The 16,335-nt window shown below is 51.2% G+C and carries 23 protein-coding genes; 10 read left to right on the forward strand and 13 right to left on the reverse strand.

Annotated elements, in window-relative coordinates:
* Positions 1-29: 29 nt before the first annotated feature.
* The 3 genes from GTP90_RS19810 to GTP90_RS19820 all read right to left on the reverse strand — a co-directional run bounded on the left by GTP90_RS19810 (position 30) and on the right by GTP90_RS19820 (position 2,250).
* Positions 30-662, reverse strand: a complete 633-nt coding sequence (locus GTP90_RS19810) for a restriction endonuclease (protein WP_161018129.1) — start codon at positions 660-662, stop codon at positions 30-32.
* A gap of 103 nt (positions 663-765) precedes the next feature.
* Positions 766-1,050: an H-NS histone family protein gene (locus GTP90_RS19815; protein ID WP_161018128.1), complete on the reverse strand. Its 285-nt coding sequence runs from the start codon at positions 1,048-1,050 to the stop codon at positions 766-768.
* A gap of 114 nt (positions 1,051-1,164) precedes the next feature.
* Positions 1,165-2,250, reverse strand: coding sequence for a hypothetical protein (locus GTP90_RS19820; RefSeq protein WP_161018127.1), 1,086 nt, complete (start codon positions 2,248-2,250; stop codon positions 1,165-1,167).
* 357 nt (positions 2,251-2,607) lie between these two features.
* On the opposite strand from GTP90_RS19820, the gene GTP90_RS19825 reads away from it, so the two are divergent.
* The 3 genes from GTP90_RS19825 (at position 2,608) to GTP90_RS19835 (ending at position 3,597) form a co-directional block, all read left to right on the forward strand.
* On the forward strand, positions 2,608-2,808 hold the full coding sequence (locus GTP90_RS19825) for a hypothetical protein (protein WP_161018126.1): 201 nt from the start codon (positions 2,608-2,610) through the stop codon (positions 2,806-2,808).
* Positions 2,809-2,884: 76 nt separating this feature from the next.
* The gene (locus GTP90_RS19830; protein WP_161018125.1) at positions 2,885-3,322 is read left to right on the forward strand and encodes a hypothetical protein; all 438 of its coding nucleotides are present in this window, start codon (positions 2,885-2,887) and stop codon (positions 3,320-3,322) included.
* Positions 3,319-3,597, forward strand: a complete 279-nt coding sequence (locus tag GTP90_RS19835; protein ID WP_161018124.1) for a hypothetical protein — start codon at positions 3,319-3,321, stop codon at positions 3,595-3,597. The genes GTP90_RS19830 and GTP90_RS19835 overlap by 4 nt, the downstream gene beginning before the upstream one ends.
* Before the next feature lie 287 nt (positions 3,598-3,884).
* Here GTP90_RS19835 and GTP90_RS36455 read toward each other — a convergent pair whose 3' ends face one another.
* From GTP90_RS36455 to GTP90_RS19845, 3 genes are all read right to left on the reverse strand, one after another.
* Entirely contained in the window at positions 3,885-4,058 is a 174-nt protein-coding gene (locus GTP90_RS36455) for a hypothetical protein (protein ID WP_175048163.1), read from the reverse strand.
* 82 nt (positions 4,059-4,140) lie between these two features.
* The gene (locus GTP90_RS19840; protein WP_161018123.1) at positions 4,141-4,701 is read right to left on the reverse strand and encodes a TetR/AcrR family transcriptional regulator; all 561 of its coding nucleotides are present in this window, start codon (positions 4,699-4,701) and stop codon (positions 4,141-4,143) included.
* A 9-nt stretch (positions 4,702-4,710) separates the two neighbouring features.
* Entirely contained in the window at positions 4,711-5,181 is a 471-nt protein-coding gene (locus GTP90_RS19845; RefSeq protein ID WP_161018122.1) for a nuclear transport factor 2 family protein, read from the reverse strand.
* Positions 5,182-5,686: 505 nt separating this feature from the next.
* Here GTP90_RS19845 and GTP90_RS19850 point away from each other — a divergent pair.
* Complete coding sequence (locus GTP90_RS19850; protein WP_161018121.1) at positions 5,687-6,319, forward strand: hypothetical protein; 633 nt, start codon at positions 5,687-5,689, stop codon at positions 6,317-6,319.
* Positions 6,320-6,328: 9 nt separating this feature from the next.
* Here the strand turns inward: GTP90_RS19850 and cynR are convergent, their stop codons facing one another.
* Positions 6,329-7,210 (reverse strand): transcriptional regulator CynR, encoded by an 882-nt coding sequence (gene cynR, locus GTP90_RS19855; RefSeq protein ID WP_161018120.1) that lies wholly within the window; start codon positions 7,208-7,210, stop codon positions 6,329-6,331.
* Positions 7,211-7,333: 123 nt separating this feature from the next.
* Between cynR and GTP90_RS19860 the strand changes: the two genes are divergently transcribed.
* The 5 genes from GTP90_RS19860 (at position 7,334) to GTP90_RS19880 (ending at position 10,418) form a co-directional block, all read left to right on the forward strand.
* Positions 7,334-7,996, forward strand: coding sequence for a carbonic anhydrase (locus GTP90_RS19860; RefSeq protein WP_161018119.1), 663 nt, complete (start codon positions 7,334-7,336; stop codon positions 7,994-7,996).
* Between the two features lie 30 nt (positions 7,997-8,026).
* Positions 8,027-8,497, forward strand: a complete 471-nt coding sequence (gene cynS, locus GTP90_RS19865; RefSeq protein WP_161018118.1) for a cyanase — start codon at positions 8,027-8,029, stop codon at positions 8,495-8,497.
* A gap of 41 nt (positions 8,498-8,538) precedes the next feature.
* Positions 8,539-8,730: a hypothetical protein gene (locus tag GTP90_RS19870; RefSeq protein WP_161018117.1), complete on the forward strand. Its 192-nt coding sequence runs from the start codon at positions 8,539-8,541 to the stop codon at positions 8,728-8,730.
* Between the two features lie 150 nt (positions 8,731-8,880).
* The gene (locus tag GTP90_RS19875; protein ID WP_161018116.1) at positions 8,881-9,831 is read left to right on the forward strand and encodes a GSU2403 family nucleotidyltransferase fold protein; all 951 of its coding nucleotides are present in this window, start codon (positions 8,881-8,883) and stop codon (positions 9,829-9,831) included.
* Positions 9,832-9,995: 164 nt separating this feature from the next.
* The gene (locus tag GTP90_RS19880) at positions 9,996-10,418 is read left to right on the forward strand and encodes a hypothetical protein (protein ID WP_161018115.1); all 423 of its coding nucleotides are present in this window, start codon (positions 9,996-9,998) and stop codon (positions 10,416-10,418) included.
* 85 nt (positions 10,419-10,503) lie between these two features.
* On the opposite strand, the gene GTP90_RS19885 is transcribed toward GTP90_RS19880, so the two are convergent.
* From GTP90_RS19885 to GTP90_RS19905, 5 genes are all read right to left on the reverse strand, one after another.
* Positions 10,504-10,857, reverse strand: a complete 354-nt coding sequence (locus tag GTP90_RS19885) for a response regulator (RefSeq protein WP_161018114.1) — start codon at positions 10,855-10,857, stop codon at positions 10,504-10,506.
* A 191-nt stretch (positions 10,858-11,048) separates the two neighbouring features.
* Positions 11,049-11,756 carry an SDR family oxidoreductase gene (locus tag GTP90_RS19890; RefSeq protein WP_161018113.1) on the reverse strand — a complete coding sequence of 236 codons (708 nt, stop codon included), beginning with the start codon at positions 11,754-11,756 and terminating at the stop codon, positions 11,049-11,051.
* A gap of 23 nt (positions 11,757-11,779) precedes the next feature.
* The gene (locus tag GTP90_RS19895) at positions 11,780-12,076 is read right to left on the reverse strand and encodes a YciI family protein (RefSeq protein ID WP_161018112.1); all 297 of its coding nucleotides are present in this window, start codon (positions 12,074-12,076) and stop codon (positions 11,780-11,782) included.
* On the reverse strand, positions 12,073-13,032 hold the full coding sequence (locus GTP90_RS19900) for an enoyl-CoA hydratase/isomerase family protein (protein ID WP_161018111.1): 960 nt from the start codon (positions 13,030-13,032) through the stop codon (positions 12,073-12,075). The genes GTP90_RS19895 and GTP90_RS19900 overlap by 4 nt, the downstream gene beginning before the upstream one ends.
* Before the next feature lie 97 nt (positions 13,033-13,129).
* Positions 13,130-13,936 carry an SDR family NAD(P)-dependent oxidoreductase gene (locus GTP90_RS19905; RefSeq protein WP_161018110.1) on the reverse strand — a complete coding sequence of 269 codons (807 nt, stop codon included), beginning with the start codon at positions 13,934-13,936 and terminating at the stop codon, positions 13,130-13,132.
* Positions 13,937-14,155: 219 nt separating this feature from the next.
* On the opposite strand from GTP90_RS19905, the gene GTP90_RS19910 reads away from it, so the two are divergent.
* Positions 14,156-15,232 (forward strand): AraC family transcriptional regulator, encoded by a 1,077-nt coding sequence (locus GTP90_RS19910; RefSeq protein ID WP_371867125.1) that lies wholly within the window; start codon positions 14,156-14,158, stop codon positions 15,230-15,232.
* A 168-nt stretch (positions 15,233-15,400) separates the two neighbouring features.
* Here GTP90_RS19910 and GTP90_RS19915 read toward each other — a convergent pair whose 3' ends face one another.
* Positions 15,401-16,321, reverse strand: coding sequence for an SDR family oxidoreductase (locus GTP90_RS19915; protein ID WP_161018109.1), 921 nt, complete (start codon positions 16,319-16,321; stop codon positions 15,401-15,403).
* Positions 16,322-16,335: the final 14 nt, after the last annotated feature.

Raw genomic sequence — 16,335 nt, forward strand, 5'->3', positions numbered from 1 at the left:
AACCTTAAAGAATATCGAACACCGATCGATCAGGTGTTCGATTTCTTGGCCTGATTGCGTTGGTGTATTTCGACCACCCATTGGCTTAGGTCAATATAGGGACCAAACGCTAATTTATGTGGCATTGTGCGTCGAACATCTTCCGCAGCGTCTGTGAAACTTGAGGTTGTTACGATAATCCCCCGATTGGCCCGGTGTTGATCTACAACACCGGCCATCCTCTGGACCACGCCAATCCCAACCTTATTGTTTGCTGCATATCGCTTACATTCGATCAGATGCAGCAGGTCGCCGCCAAAGACATTTTTCTGCACGGCGAAAATATCAATGCCGCCATCACGAGTTTCAGGCGTCAAAGTTACTTCAAAACCGTTATTTCTGAAAATGGCGGCGACTAGTTCTTCAAACCGACGCGGTGTGATCAGCCGCATTTGCTCTGGATGGCGCGCAAGGTATGCGAACATCTCGCGTTCAACATCAACCAACTGAATTAAACTCAAGCTGCCAGGAGCTTCGTACAAAGGTGTACCAGCACTGAGAAACTCAGGATAAGGACTGCCTTCCTTCACGTAGTCCGACTCAAATAATGCTGTAACCTCGGCATCAGTCAAATCTTCTCCAAGCGCAAGCTTCCGCATCGCCGACTCGGACAGCTCGATCATGTCGAATGCCTGAGCAGCAGTCCGTAACCTCGGGGGCGTCCGATGAAATCGCTGGTTGAATTTTCTTTTCTTCCGCGCCATTTGAAGTTTACGAAAAGTACAGTTATTTAATCAGATAATCGTCTTTATTTTTGCCATCGAGCCACTTGGGAGCACGGCCACGCCCAGTCCACTCTTCCCCGGTTGCCGTATCACGATATTTCGCAGGAACAGGCTTACGAACCTGCGCTACCTTTGCGGTGCTACCCAGATCAGCGACCGTCAAACCATACGTCTGCATGATTTCACGGATCTGCTGCTTCGCAGCCGCAATTTCGGTATCGCGTACTTGCGCTGCCTGTTTTTCGAGGGCGGCGATCTGGGCTTTCAAATCTGCGTAAGAGGTCATTTCTAGTCCTATGGATGTGGAAAGAGCTATTGTACAGGTAACGACTTTACGTTCAATCTACTTTAATCCTCTTCGTTTCGCAGCAAGGGAACACTAAACTCTTAGTGGGTTGGACTACGAGTGGTCCTGCCCGTCTTTCTTGCTCTCAATCTGTCTTCGAACTTCAAATCGGTGATGCCAATATGGCCGCTCCTTCAGCAACTTCACCTTACATTTCAGTATAGGCATAATTGGAACGAAAAGTGCAACGCTAAGTGCGCCAAGTGAAAAGGTAAGTACGTACTCCAAAATTGGGAATACAACTGCAAATTTAGCGCTAGCTAGTAGTGCAAACCATAAACAGCAACCTCCTGCCCACAATTTCCAGCTCGGAAGAATAATTCCATTTATATCAAGAATGGAGACATCAACATATGTGTTTTCAACCTCCTCATCTAATCGCAGAGGAGAAAAATCAACCACAGGCGTGCCATAAGGTTTAATCACTCTATCTTCAGCAAATGCTTTTCTAACCCGCTCTAACTTTGGATAGTTGTTAGGCCATTTATTTTCAAACTTTATTCCGTATTTGGCCAGAAGCGGCTTAGCTAAATATGCACCGTTTACTTTCTCGACCAACGAGTCATCTAAAACTGCAAAACATTCACTACCAATCTCAAAGATCTTTATGCGCTCAGCCTCAGGATAGCCTTCATCATGAACAATTGCAGGGATATAAGGAAGATCTTTTTCCCTGAATAGTGCAACCCTATTTTTCCCCTCGTGGGCTAACACAATTCCTAATGGTTTTATGTAGGAGTAACTCGCACACTCGCCTTGTGCGCGTGAAGCATCTGACTTTTCAAAGTCTTCAAATGCCTTTTTTATGACATGCTCTTTTTCATCTTCATCCAAGCTGCTTGGTCGCCACCTCCAACTTTCACCGACCACCATTGAAGTTGCTACCAATGCTTTGTAGCCCTTTTTACTCTCAAAAGAAGCACGCTGAGAGTTAAAAAATGGAAGCACAAAATCCGCAAAGGTGAACGGTGCAATTGTGGAGTTCCCCATGAAGTCAGGGAACAGGTGGCGAGCCAGAACTGCCCCCAATGGATTGCGATCCAACCCATCCAACTGATTTTTCAACGCTACCAAGTCCTTAGCAGCAGTTCCAAATGTAAATTTCTCTGTCGTTATCACGACCGGTGAGCTTGCGTCCATCGTAGTCCTATTGAAGTAAGCACAGGAGGGGGGTTGCCATGTGGCAATGTAGCATGAATTTTGCGGCAACATAAAACGAATGCTAAGCGTTTTCGCGGGAGACCAAGCCGAGGTAATCGAAGCAGGCCGCGAGATCAGCATAGGAGATCTCATAGCGAATTTCGAGGCCAGCTGCCCTGCGGCCACCAGCATTGGAAAAATGACTTCGGGTATCGACGGGTCAGACTTGGCCAGCCTTACAATGTCGCCAAAACATTATTAACTATACAATGACGAAGTCTCAGCGTCATACAGACGACAGCATTTGCTAACGGCGTAGTCGTGACGCCATGCTTCTTGTTTTATCAAGGAGCATGTATGAATCAGTTCAAGACCTCGAACCATCATTGCGCAACGGCACAGAAGCGCATCACGGTCACCCGTCAAACGTTCCGAATCGACGCAGGTATCGGTAGCGACCAAGTTTTTACCCAGCACGAGTATGAATGCTCCAATGGGTCGAACTGTACGTACCGAATGGGCGAAAAATGTGGGGTGTTCCGCCTGAACAACTCCTAATAGCATTCCCATGAGTTCGCCTTGCGCTGGCTATGAGTTCAATGCACACTTTCTTATCGACACTGATGATTGCGTAATGGACGAAGCGAAGCTGGCCTGGGCGGACTTAGTCCAAACTTACTCTGGCGGGAAAGTCATGTTTGTATCGACGCCAGAATTAGGGGAAGACCATTGCTGGGAAGGCGTTAGAAACGGCGTTTATTGCATATGGCGTGAAGATGATGAAGGGCGCTGGGAGATTTGCCAACGCCAGCATTTGATGGTCAGCCGTCCCGTAGTGACCGATCCGAGCGATCCCACGCAGATCTACGAAATGACGATCCAAGAGGTCATCAAGAGGGTTCGGCAGCTGACTTTAGGCTCATTTGACGCGCCTATGGATGTTCAGAGAGAACGCTACGCCCTTGCGATCGAGGTGTGTGAAGATTGGCTACCGATTCGCAGACCAGCTGCATGCGCTAAGCTGGATGTAACCAACACCTGCTCCTTGTCCATCACGGCCAGCCGACCATGACTTCCACGTATTATTTGGCACCAAGCTCAATGGATTTTCCTGTGAATGCGAAAATTTTTCTTAATGATGACGAACTGGTTGCCGAGCTTCCAGGCAATGTGCGCCTGTCGCATAAGGACGCCGTCTGTCTAGCTGACCTGCTATGGAGTAAGGGGGTGACCGTGTCAGAGGTCGTAATGTTGGATTGGCACGAGGATGCCAGCCGTGCGCCCCTTAACGGTCAGAAGATCGCCATCTATCAACGTCTACGACTACTTGAGCAATCCGAGGATTGATTGATCTCATTAAAGACACTGAGAGAGGACCAACCACTTGACTGAAGAACGCGAGCTTGCGGGCCGATCTGACGAGGCACCACAAGTGAACAGGCAGAAGGACTCGTATACGATCTTCTCAACATCCATAAGCGCAGACGAGTTGCAATCATTCCCGGATATCGTCAAGGCAAACGATCAAAGCCTCCAACAGCTAGTGGAGGCAAATGGAGATTTGGCCGCTTGGAAGAACTCTCTCGCTATACTGCGAAAGGCGCTTGAGTGTTACTAGGGGATGAGGCACTACACTAATGTGGTTTATCGGCGAGCGGTTCGATGCTGATGGCGATTGGATCGCTTGACGGGAAGCTCTCTCTCAGCGCTTCGTCGAGTGCGATGTCGTCGTGGTCTTGGCCTTTGAGCGGAGGTTCGGCGTTGGCGGGCTTTTTGTCCGGCGGCGGCGTATTGGGCTTATTGGTCATCTCAGTCCTTTCAAAGATCGAGTAGTCAGCGAAAGAAAATGGCAGCTGATGCTTAGTTTGCTGTCACGCATTTGCTGCTGGACTAAACAGCCAACAGGCGATCTCGAAGGCTACTCAACGTATCAGTAAAAACTTCTGTTTGGTCTAACGCCCTGGCTAAAACCAAGGCACCTTGAATACCACCTACAACTTCCTTAGCAAGTGCATTGGCTTCTTGCTCTCCGCGCCCAGTCCGCACCAAGGCGGCTGCAAGTGCCTCAATCCAGGCCGCAAAGTAATCACGGACGCGATCTGCAAAGCGGTCACGCTCGCTACCAAGCGCGAAGACGCCGACCAAGCAGACGCGACGACCCGAGAGGAAGTAGCGGCCCACGTCGTCGAACATTGCTCTGATACCTTCTACGGCATCCGCACGCTCAACCAGCGGTTCAAAAACATGGTGTTTGAACCACTCATCTACCTGGGCCAGCACGGCCTCAGCCATTTCCTCTTTGCCGCCTGGGAAGAAGTGATAGATGCTGCCCTTGCCTAATTTGGTGCCTTCGCTGATGCGAGCCAAGCTCGCCCCCTCGAAACCATAGGTTCGGAATATTTCTCCTAGCATCGGGATCACATCCTCCCGTTCAGCAATTACTCTAGCCATTCATTTTCCTTAAAAACCGAAACTGCTCAGCTCAGGATAATCGGCTGGGCGTGGGCCGCTATTGTCCCACAGGAACTTGCGCTCTTCAGGCTTGATCGGATGCTCGTTGATGCAAGCGTGGCGATGATGCATCAGGCCGTTCTCGTCGAATTCCCAGTTTTCATTGCCGTACGCACGATACCACTGGCCGGAGTCGTCATGATATTCGTAAGCGAAGCGCACGGCGATGCGCGCACCGTCAAAGGCCCACAGCTCTTTAATCAGCCGGTAGTCCAACTCACGGGTCCACTTGCGCTTCAGCAGCGCGGTGAGGGCTTCGCGGCCTTGAACGAACTCGGCACGATTGCGCCACCAGCTATTTTCGGTATAAGCGAGTGCGACTTTTTCGGGGTCACGGGTGTTCCAGCCGTTCTCGGCCAGGCGGACTTTTTCGATTGCGGTTTCACGGGTAAAAGGTGGCAGTGGTGGACGGATAGACATGTTATTTCTCCTTTTTTGTACTGATCGGAACACAATGTACCGATCAGTACAGAGACTATAGGCCGCTTAATTTCCTTTTGCAAGCTTTTTTTCGGGACGAACGGTATCTATGCCATCAGAACAGGATGGCCTTGATACTTTTGATGGAGTGTGAGCGATGCGACATTGATGCTCAGCAGCTCGCCGACGCAATAGCTCTACACAAAGGGCGATTTAGCGCCAGTCAGCTGGGAAAATGCCAATTAGAAATCGACGGAGGTAAAATTGCCCACGCAGTAAGGATTTGCTCTGTGGTTCAGGAGATTAAGGATGGAAGTAAATGATCGAATCACCCGTTGCAGGAAAAACCGATGGCGCGCTCGCACCTTCCATATTGCACTAGCTCTAACTTCATCTATTAGAAACTGTTAGAAGAACCAAGCCTCCAAGGGAAAGCAGTGGACTAGGGACGGTACATGCTTTCCTGGCTCACTAAAGCCCCAATAATGAAAGATGGTGATCCGCAATGTTTAAAGGAACAATTGCATTATTTGATGAGTATTACCGCAAAATGGATGCCGAGCAGCCCGGCTTTAACCGTGATCTCGCAATGGAGGTTCGCGAACGCTTGCAGCAGTTGGACTACATCGTAGAACGAGCGCGAGAGCTGGAACACTTGGTAGGTTTACCACGCCGAAAATTCATGGAGTCCTATGAAGCTGAGCAGAAGGCTGCGGTCGAACAATGTCGAGAACCTTCAATGGCCGCCATTAACATAGATATTACTGAGGACGAAAAGCAGGAAATGTCGAAGGCGTCCTTCGAGCTGCAATTGTTCACAGAAACCTTCTACTACTTTGCCTTTCGTACGCGCCAAATTCTGCAAAACCCCAAGGCAGGAGTTCTTGGTCTTTCAGGGTTCGAATGTAAAGGAGTTCGGGACGTCAGAAACAAGCTCATCGAACATGTAGAAGGCAAGGACTCCCAAATATTCATTAGAAGTTTTGCATCTGGTGGCTTAGGCGGACCTATCATTAAAGGACCTCGCTATGACGGTCAGCATCACTTCCAAGATGCCGGTCTGTACACAAACGCTGAAGAATTTCGGGATGACTTGGAGCGGGTGCTCAACAACAGCTTGAAAATTGGTCTGAGCTAGTACACACAATCATTCACAAGTTTCTTTGCACAATTTCGCAAAGGCCATTGCAGCAGCTGACTGGTACGCATCTCGACGGCGAAGCAATGCTGCCGTTCGAGATTTTGGTGCTGGCGATATCGAGATATTGCATAGGCCAGCATGCTGCCTTCCGATCGCTTCGGGAAGAATGGTTACCAAGCTACTATGCTTGATCACTTCGATTAAAGCGCTGATTGTGTTTGCTTCAATCGCGATGGCGGGAGCAACCGCATGCAATCTCAAATAGTCATCAACGTGGTCGCGAGTTGCAAAATCAGGACTCAATACACCAAGCCTCTCTGTGGCCAGCATTTGAGGCGTGATACTGCGCTTGCGTGAAGCAAAGCGATGGTTGCTGCCCACCACCACGCTCAGTCGTTCTACCAGCAGAGGCTCGCACTCAATGTCATCGGCTGACCGCGAAATACTGAATGCGATACCCAAGTCGACTTCGTCCGCTGCGACGGCGGCAGCGATTGTGTCAAGGGACATTTCCTTTAACCGCACTATGATACCTGGATACTTGGCATTAAACGCAGCCAACAGAGGGCCAACCAAGTAGGCGGTGAAGGTCGGCGTCGTCGCTAACCGCAGTTCGCCCCGCCCAAGGTCTTGCACATCCAAAATAGCTCGTCGCCCTGACGCCAGTTCAAGGAGTGCCTTTCGTGCATGCTCAATGTACACGCATCCTACATCCGTCACTTTAACTGTACGACCACTTCGATCAAGCAATGCTACTCCGAGTGATTCTTCAAGCTGGATGATTTGTTGCGACAGCGTCGGCTGCGAAACATGAAGAGCCTCGGCGGCACGAGTGAAGTTGCCGTGTTCAGCGACAGCAAGTAGGTAGCGGATATGTCGAAGTTGCATTTTGATGGTTCGATTGTCGTGCCAGGTATTGGTAAATCCTATTGAGTCTATCCGAAACCGGTCTTGGACGTAATAGTCCAAAAAGCCGAAGATCACTCCATCGAAACCAGTGAGGCGACTTAAATGAAACAGTTTATCGAAGGCGCGATGAAGTTCCAGGCAGAGGTTTTCCCTGAAATGTCGAACCTCTTCAAAAAGCTGGCGACCAGCCAAAATCCCAACGCTCTGTTCATCACTTGCTCGGATAGTCGGGTCGTCCCCGAACTAATGACGCAGCAGCAGCCAGGCGACGTATTCGTGATCCGCAACGCTGGCAACATCGTGCCGTCGTACAGCTCGGAACCAGGCGGCGTGACTGCCAGCGTTGAATACGCGGTAGGTGTCCTCGATGTGACTGATATCGTGGTGTGCGGACACAGCGACTGCGGTGCGATGACGGCAATCGCCAAGCATAAATGCCTGGACCACTTGCCAGCAGTGGCAAGCTGGCTGCGTCATGCCGACTCCGCAAAGGTCGTGAACGAAGCGCACACGCATGAAACGCCTGAAGCAAAGGTCAGCTCAATGGTCTACGCCAATGTGGTGGCCCAATTGACTAACATCCGCACCCACCCGACCGTTGCTTTGGCCTTGGAACAAGGCAAGGTCAGCCTGCACGGCTGGGTGTATGACATCGAGACCGGCGAAATCAACGCGCTAGACGGCAAGCGCAATACTTTCGTAAATCTGGCCAAGCACCCTGACGCTGTGGCTGTCGAATCATACCCGCAGCAGCAAGCAGCTTAACTCCCCCGTCCCCCTGAAAGGAAACCGATCATGATCCAAAGCAATGTAACTCAAGACGCTCGTATCGAACTCACTGCCCGCGCTATCGCCGCAAAGGCAATTAAGGACCTGAGCTTCGCTCAACTGGCGGAAGGCACCGGTCTGCGCGTGGCCTATGTCACCGCAGCCCTGCTTGGACAGCACGCCTTGCCGAAGGAAGCGGCTGAACTGGTCGCTGAACGGCTGGGCCTCGACGCTGGAGACGCAAAGCAGCTGCAAGCAATTCCTCTGCGCGGCAGCATCCCTGGCGGCGTTCCAACCGACCCCACCGTTTACCGCTTCTACGAAATGGTGCAAATCTATGGCACCACGTTGAAGGCACTAGTTCACGAGCAGTTCGGCGACGGCATCATTAGTGCCATCAACTTCAAACTGGACATCAAGAAGGTCGATGATCCAGAAGGCGGCTCCCGCGCCGTCATCACCCTGGACGGCAAGTTCTTGCCGAATAAGCCGTACTAAATTCCAGAAACACAGTCTGTCATCTTACGGAAAGCGCTGCGATGAATACTCATGAAAAAGCTCACATGGTCGAGTGGTGCGAGCAGTTAATCAAAGCGCAGCGCCTGACTTTTTTGCGGGCGGCTGAGGGCTGGCTAGTCAGCCTGGATGGCTATCCAATGTCTTACGGTGAGACTACAGGAATCGCCGCTGGCTGGGCCTTTATCATGAGCCACAAGTCCGCTTACGAGTAGAACTAGTTCACGGCGGTAAATGCGTACGTTACTTGAGTCGGAATATCCAATTAAGTATATGATTTTTAAAGATTTTCACAAAAAAATCTAAACTAATGCGAAATTTTGTGAAAATCAAATAAAATCAATCACTTACCTTGGAAATTCGGTATGGCCAACTCATACGAATTTGTGCCCCTCGATGGCGACTCACGCCGCCAGTACATCAATGCGCGAGATGCACTGGCTGCGACCCGCGCAGCTGAGCAAGAAGCTCTAAAGCTGACCGGGAGTTTAGCCTGGCGCGTTCAAAATAAGCGTGAGTATCTGATCCAGGTATCCACCCGTGGTTCACAGACAAGTCTCGGTCCAAGATCTGCTAAGACCGAGGCCGTGCATCTGGAATTTCATCGCCGAAAGGCAATCGTATTGGAACGTCTTGCAGCGCTCAGGCGGAAGATGCAAGTCCACGCTAGGCTTAACCGCGCTCAGAACATCGCCAGAGCGGATTCGATGCTTGTTGACGTCCTCAACGGTTTCTACCTAGCCGGAATCAGCGACAACATAGTGGTCGTCGATCCCAATGCGCTGTTCTGCTACGAGACCGGTGCCGGTGTCCGTATCGAGTACGCATCGCCTGCACGTCAGACTGGCGTTATATGGAATGACTGTACCCAGCTCACTCTAACGGCACCACGCGACCTTCTCCCGTCTGGTCTCCTAAGCATATTGACGAAAATCGATAAGTCCTTCAAATTGCGGAATTCAACGGAGTTCCATACTGCGGTGAACTCTAATGGCTACCAAGTTAAGCTGTTGCGACAAACACGCTCAGCAAGCGATCGCCACTCCCGAAGCGAACATGACAACGACTTTTGGGCCATCGCTGACAAAAATTTAAGCTGGCTACTCCGCGCCCCTATTTTTCAATCCACCGTGATTAACAAAAAAGGGGCAATGAGCCAGATGACCACTCTGGATCCTCGCGCCTTTGCACTTTATTGGAAATGGATGTCGGAGCACGACGGCCTCGATACATCAGATCGCCATCACTATGCGGTGCTAGCTGCCCTACTCACAGACCTCATCGCTCAATACCTGCCCCAATACCGCTTAGACTAAGCATCATCGACTATACACCCGACCCTCACGTACCCTCATGCTGTCTTGCCATCATCCTTCTCTAGCAGTGGCACACATCGCTCTAACGACGGCACCAAACTTCCGTTGACGAATACGGTCGCTTGCGTCATCTTCCAACCCAATCAACGAAACTAAATTCAGTTATGTGTAACGATGAAGACTACCGCGCAGCGCGAGAGCGTACGATCAAGAAAATGCTGAACATGTGCGAATGGCTTACGCATGATGCACTGGTTGAACGCATCGGTCAGCCTTGGGCGGAAGAAGCAATAGTGCAGTGGGAAACCGAGCAAAGAATTTTTAGCATTCCTAGTGAGGACGGAAAACTCTATCCAAGATTTCAGTTCGATGAGACGATGAAACCTGTGCTAGTTATCAAAGACATCCTCGCACTTTTAGCGAAGGACGACTCGATTGCGATTGCGGCGTGGTTCATCTTTAAGAACGGCTGGATAGAAAAAATAGTTGATGGGAAAATCGTTTCCGTCGCACCGATGCATGCACTTGAAGATCGGGAGGCAGTTCTAGCGGCAGCAAGAAATGAGAGGGGAACCCACTTCGCTTAATGAGCCAATGCCAGCGAATTCTCCATCCTGAATGGCATGGGCAAATTGTGAGAGTAATATTTAAGAAGAGTGAGTAGTGGAGAAGTCACGGGAACAAGGCCAGGAGTTTTTCAGTAGGCGCTGGCTTAGTTATCCTTGCGTCACAGCCAGCCTTAACCATTCTCTCTATGGCAGCGGGATCATCATACGCTGTTAAAGCGATGATATGGAATGATTTCCCATCCGGTCGCGCCCTCACCGCTAATGCAGTGTCATAGCCATTTAGGACAGGCATGTTCATGTCCAATAAGATCACGTTCGGCTGGAAGGAGTCTAATTCGGCTAAGGCCGCTACTCCATTATATGCAACCGCAGTGATATATCCTAAAGTCCGCAAAAGCAGTGCAAGCATATCAGCCGCATCTTCATTATCGTCCACAATTAGCACGCGGCAACTCATACGGCATCCCCATTTTAGTTCAATGCTATGGGCCAAGGATGGCGTTGTTGATCATACCGGGTCAACGAGCGTTTTTCGTTAGCTAGTGCAGTTACGCTAGCACAAAGAGCAATGCCAGGTAGCACCATTCAAGTGAACGTATGCCAAATGCAGCGGCATCCTTCTAACATCAATGCCGCTGCCTCGTACTACTAACCCAGCATGCCGAGATAGAGTGGAGGTGTAGCCGTCAGACCGGCATGTACACTGCGGGTAACGTCATCGGCCAAGATTTCGGATTGGCCTGCAACCAGTGCGGCGAGCGTCATCTGTGCAACATCGTCGGGAGAAGCTTTGTCTCCAGGAACACCACGTGCCATATCAGTGTCCATGAAAGCGACGTGCAGGGAAAGCACTTCTGTACCCTGTGCCTTCAATTCCTGTCGCATCGCGTTGCTTAGCGCCCAGGCTGCCGATTTGGAAGCGCTGTAGGTGCCCGTCACACCCGGCAGTGTGGCCCAGCTGAGGGCCGAGATCACATTAATGATTGCACTTTGACTGCTTGTGGCCAGGGTCGGTGCGAAAGCCTGCGCCATACGCAGCGGGCCTACCGCATTAACTTCAAACTGCTGGCGTAGCGCGTCAATGGACGTGGTGTCCAGCACCGGGCCAGTCCCACCGATCCCGGCGTTGTTGATCAGCAGATTAACGTCACCCAGTTCGCGGACGAGTGCATCAATCTGGTCGGGGCGGATAACATCTAGAAGCACGGGAATTGCACCCGGTGCAGTGACTTCCGATGGGGTGCGTGCAGCGGCGTAGACTTTTGCTGCGCCAGCGGCCAGCAACGCACGTACAAATGCTGCACCCAGTCCGCGATTAGCGCCGGTTACGAGGGCGATCGCACCTTCAATTTTCATGGTAGTGACTCTCCTTAGTTAGGTTAATGACGCGACGCCAAATGCAGCATCACATAGTGTTCATAGTGACCCACACCGTTTTTCACGATCGGGTCTTGCGAGGTGAGAGAAGCGATATCTTCATCATCGGCAATCTGGTAGAGCGAGACGCCGTAGCCACCGGTGCCATCGATCACCGGACCGTGAGCGACGATCACATTCTTAGCGAGCAGGTCGTTGAGAAAGTCGCCGTGTTGTTTCATCCACGTCAGTTCGTCGGCGGACATAGTAGCGAGAAAGTTATCTCTCGGCGGCACGAATTTGCAGAGGTAGTATTTCATTTTTTAGCCTTTCCATTTGCTTGCAACTGCTTGTTTCCTTCACCAACGTAATAGCCCATATTGCCTTCGACCTTTTCAAGTCCGACTTCCTGGTACATCTTGCCGAACACGGGCAGTCGTTGCTGAAGCCCAGGCCAGGCCAGGGATTTTGTGAAAGTAGTGTACGAGGTCATCCGCTCGGTCTCGTTGGGGAACACGGTCTCGTTAATACGCTGCTTGGTTGCCACCAGGGCGGTCTTGTCGAACGATGCGAGGCGATATGCCATTCGCTCCACAAAGCCATCTAGTTGTGCATCAGGAATTGCACGAGTAACCCAGCCGTACTTCTCCGCCAACTCTGCGCTGTAATCGTCGCCGCTCAAGAACGCTTCCAAGGCACGATCACGACCGGCCAATCGAGTCAGCATATCCGTACCACCACCACCGGGGAACAAACCGATGCCGACCTCAGGCTGATCGAAGATCGCTTTCTCCTTGCTGGCGTAACGCAAGTCGAAAGCCAACGTCAGCTCGTTACCGCCGCCCTGCGTCCGTCCGCGTATTGAAGCGATGGTGACAAATGGTGCATTGGACAGGTTGGTAATGAGCTCCACCCATAGCGGTCGATTATCGGTGCCACGCTGACCGAGGAAGGCAGGAAACTGAGTGGTGTCGAAGTGATTGAAAAAATAGCCCTTCATATCACTGACAAAAATCACTACTTTGATCTGATCGTCCTTGCTTAGCGCCTTCACGGCATCGTTCACCGCTGCGATGGTTTCGGGCACAATAAAATTGATGGGCGCATTGTAAAAATGTACCTTTGCGACCGACGCGGACAGCCGTTCCACGCGGATCGTACTTTTTGCCTGAGGCGATGCCGCGCTAGTAGCAGCATTGGTGTCTTGAGCGTAGGCCACGTTGAAAGACAAGACGCCGGAAAAAATCGCAGCTACGATGAGTTTGATCTGGTTCATAAGCACTTCCTGTTAAGTTCTTGAGTTTGTTTGGATACTGATCATCTCGGCGGGGGGGCTGAGCGACCTGGAGATTTATGCCCGCAAATAGCGCGATCTACGTAGCGGTCTTGACGCTTTTGAGAATCGCGCCTTCGAACATTTTGGGTGCATAGCTCTGCAAGAACAGAATCATTCCAGTCATCTTGCCCACCGGGTTGCTGAACTTCGGCTCTTTCGTGTCGATGATCTTGCTGATGGTGTTGACAACCGCATCCGGCGATTCAGCCTCATCGATGCCTTTCTGGGTTGCAGCGCGTACCTGTTTGCGGTAGGTGTCGTAGTCCGCAATATTGACCCCAGTGGATGCCACGGAATTCTCTGCGAGATTGGTTTTAAACCAGACTGGCTCTACCATGCTCACCTTGATGTTAAAGTCGTGTAGTTCAAAACGCAGCGATTTGAAGTAACCCTCCAGCGCGTGTTTTGAGGCGGAGTAATAAGACAGATTTGGAGGCCCCATGAGACCTGCGATCGAACTGACCGTGACGATCTGACCACCTTTCTGCTTGCGGAAATGCGGCAATAAAGCGTTTGTGAGCTTCACCGTGCCCCAGAAATTAGTCTCGAACTGTTGGCGGCCAACTTCAAGTGGCGTTTCCTCAGCGATGCCCGTCACCATATAACCGGCGTTGTTGATTAGGACGTCGAGGTGGCGGACATGTGTGAAGAGTTCTTGAGTGAACGACTCAATCGAGCGCTCGTCGTCGAGATCCAGGGCCAGCAGCTTAAAGGGCATGCTGCGCGCATACTTTTCGGGTTGACGGGAGGTGCCAATCACAGTGTAACCTTCGTTGTGAAGTTTGTTGGCCAGCAGTAGGCCAAAGCCGGAAGACGCGCCCGTAATTAATACTGTTTTTTTCATTGTGTTATCTCGTACTGGTTAGGTTAAGTGGCTGGTAGTAGCAGTATTCGTAGGGCAGTCATTCCTGTGCCCTCACCATTACCGTCACTTTGCCTGCAATTCACGCCAGCCTCACTAGCGCAACACGCCAATTCGTCGCGGAACACGCCAATCAATGCACGCCTTAAATTGGCGCGTTCCGCTGTTGCTATGGCATATTTGGCGAGATACACTCAGCTCGTGAACACTGTATCCATCAATAATTCAACTACTCGCCAAGCCAAGACGCTTGACTATGCAATCTGGCCAGGCTGGCGTCTCTTGATGCAGGACGCCGGTATTGCATCGTCGCCAGTTTTGCGGCGCGCACAGCTACCGGGGGATCTGTTCGCCCGCCAAAATGTCCGCCTGGACTCGGTAAATTTCTTTAAGCTGTGGATAGCTATCGAAGCAGAGGCAGAATCCAATAATCCTGGACTGCCGACTGCGCTCCAAATCGCGAAGGTCATGTCGTCCGACTGGTTCGATCCCGAGCTATTTGCTGCGCTATGCAGCGCAAATTTGGCGGGGGCGCTCGACCGCATCGCCAAATACGTCAAATTGATTGCGCCAATGATCATCAAGATCGATCGCAGTGTTGCTCACACAACGGTGACTGTTGATTTCATGGACCATACGCTGACGCCACCGGCAGTATTTCTGGCATTCAAGCTGGTATTTTTTGTCCAACTTGCAAGGTTGGCTACACGGAGTCCCGTACAGCCTCTGCGGGTCAGCTTGCCCTCAATCGGTGATGAACACCACAATGCGCAGGCTTATCAGCATTACTTTGGTATCGCTGTGACCGACGCTCCGCTCACTACGTTGGTATTTTCAAATGAAGATATGGAGCGGCCGTTCCTGACAGAAAATCACAAGATGTGGTTGTTTTTTGAACCCTCTTTACGCCAGAGACTAGCGGATCTGGACAAGACTGCCAGTATGGCAGAGCGGGTTCGTGGAACCCTGTTGGAGGCAATACCAGCGGGGGATGTGTCGATGCAATCTGTGAGCCGAAAACTTGCCGTGAGCGTCCGTACGCTTCAGCGCCGACTCCAGGACGAAGGGACGAGTTTCCAGCAAACGCTCGATGGACTCCGGCAGTCGCTTGCACATCACTACCTGCGGAATACAGAAATGTCGAGCGCCGAAATTTCTTTTCTATTGGGTTTTGAAGACTCCAACTCGTTCGCCAGAGCTTTCCAAGTCTGGACCGGCAAAACTCCACATGCCGTACGCCTTACTGTGGACGCATTAGGGGAAGGGAAGTTTATATGAGGTTGTACACATGCCTCACAACTAACTGGGTATATTCAGTTGAACGTTAGTCAACACCCGACCAATTTAGTTCGATTCCTGCCTAACGTTCTTGTCCTCGACAACAGCGCGAAGTAACACCCAGCACCAGATCAACTTTGCATGGCGCGTACTACGGTCAACTGTGGCTTATTGGTTCACTTCTATCTGATTTTGATGCGCCAATGCCCACTGCTCGAACGACGTCATTTCCACCCCCCAGCGTGCCTTTGTGTCAGCGGCAGACGGGGCATGATAGCCAACGCGATTCGCCCATTCTTGGCTATGAGCAACGCCTGGTCGTAAACCTGCTGCGATTGCTTGGGTGATGGAAAGGTGGGCATGAGTTACGTGCTTGTCAGTTAGTGTGCTGAAAATTAGCGCCGCCTCTGGCATAGTCAACTCGTCGCCACAGAGGTCAATGGTCTCGTGATCGAAGCGTGATGGATCCGCGATAATAGCAACCGCAAATTTAGCTACATCCTGTACAGATACCAGTTGGGCGGGCATATAGTCCTCATGCACCGAATCCAAGCGGCCGTCTTTGAGCCATGGAAACATTCCCCGCACCTTCGGCGCGATGAAGTTTTCCATTAACGCAACAGGGCGCAGAATTACCCACTGTGGAATGTTAGAACGACGCACCAACGCCTCTAGCCGCAACCTTGCTGTACCGTAAGAATCTGAGGTATGGCCAGTGCCGTAATCGCTCACTCCAATGTGATATTCAGCAGCGGCTGTCGAGGTCTGAATGAACATTTCCACACCCGCCTTTTCTGCTGCCTTGACAAGCATTGCCACGTTGTCGACCTTTGCCATCTCATTGTCTAATGGGCCGACAGGCACTGAAAACACTACGGATACATCCGTTAGCGCTTTTGCTACCAGCGCCTCATCTGCAAGATCTGCCTGGACATACTCTGCCCCGAGAGCAACCAACTCCTGGGGCCTGTGATCATCGGCGGGCAATCGATCCATAGCCACGACTGTATGCCCTGCTGCGATTAAATGCCGCGTTGCAGCTCGTCCTTGATCTCCTGCACCAGCGGTTACTAGAATACGTTGCTTCATGAAATCCCCTTATA

It is taken from the genome of Duganella vulcania (genome assembly GCF_009857655.1).
Taxonomy (GTDB): Bacteria; Pseudomonadota; Gammaproteobacteria; order Burkholderiales; family Burkholderiaceae_D; genus Rugamonas; species Rugamonas vulcania.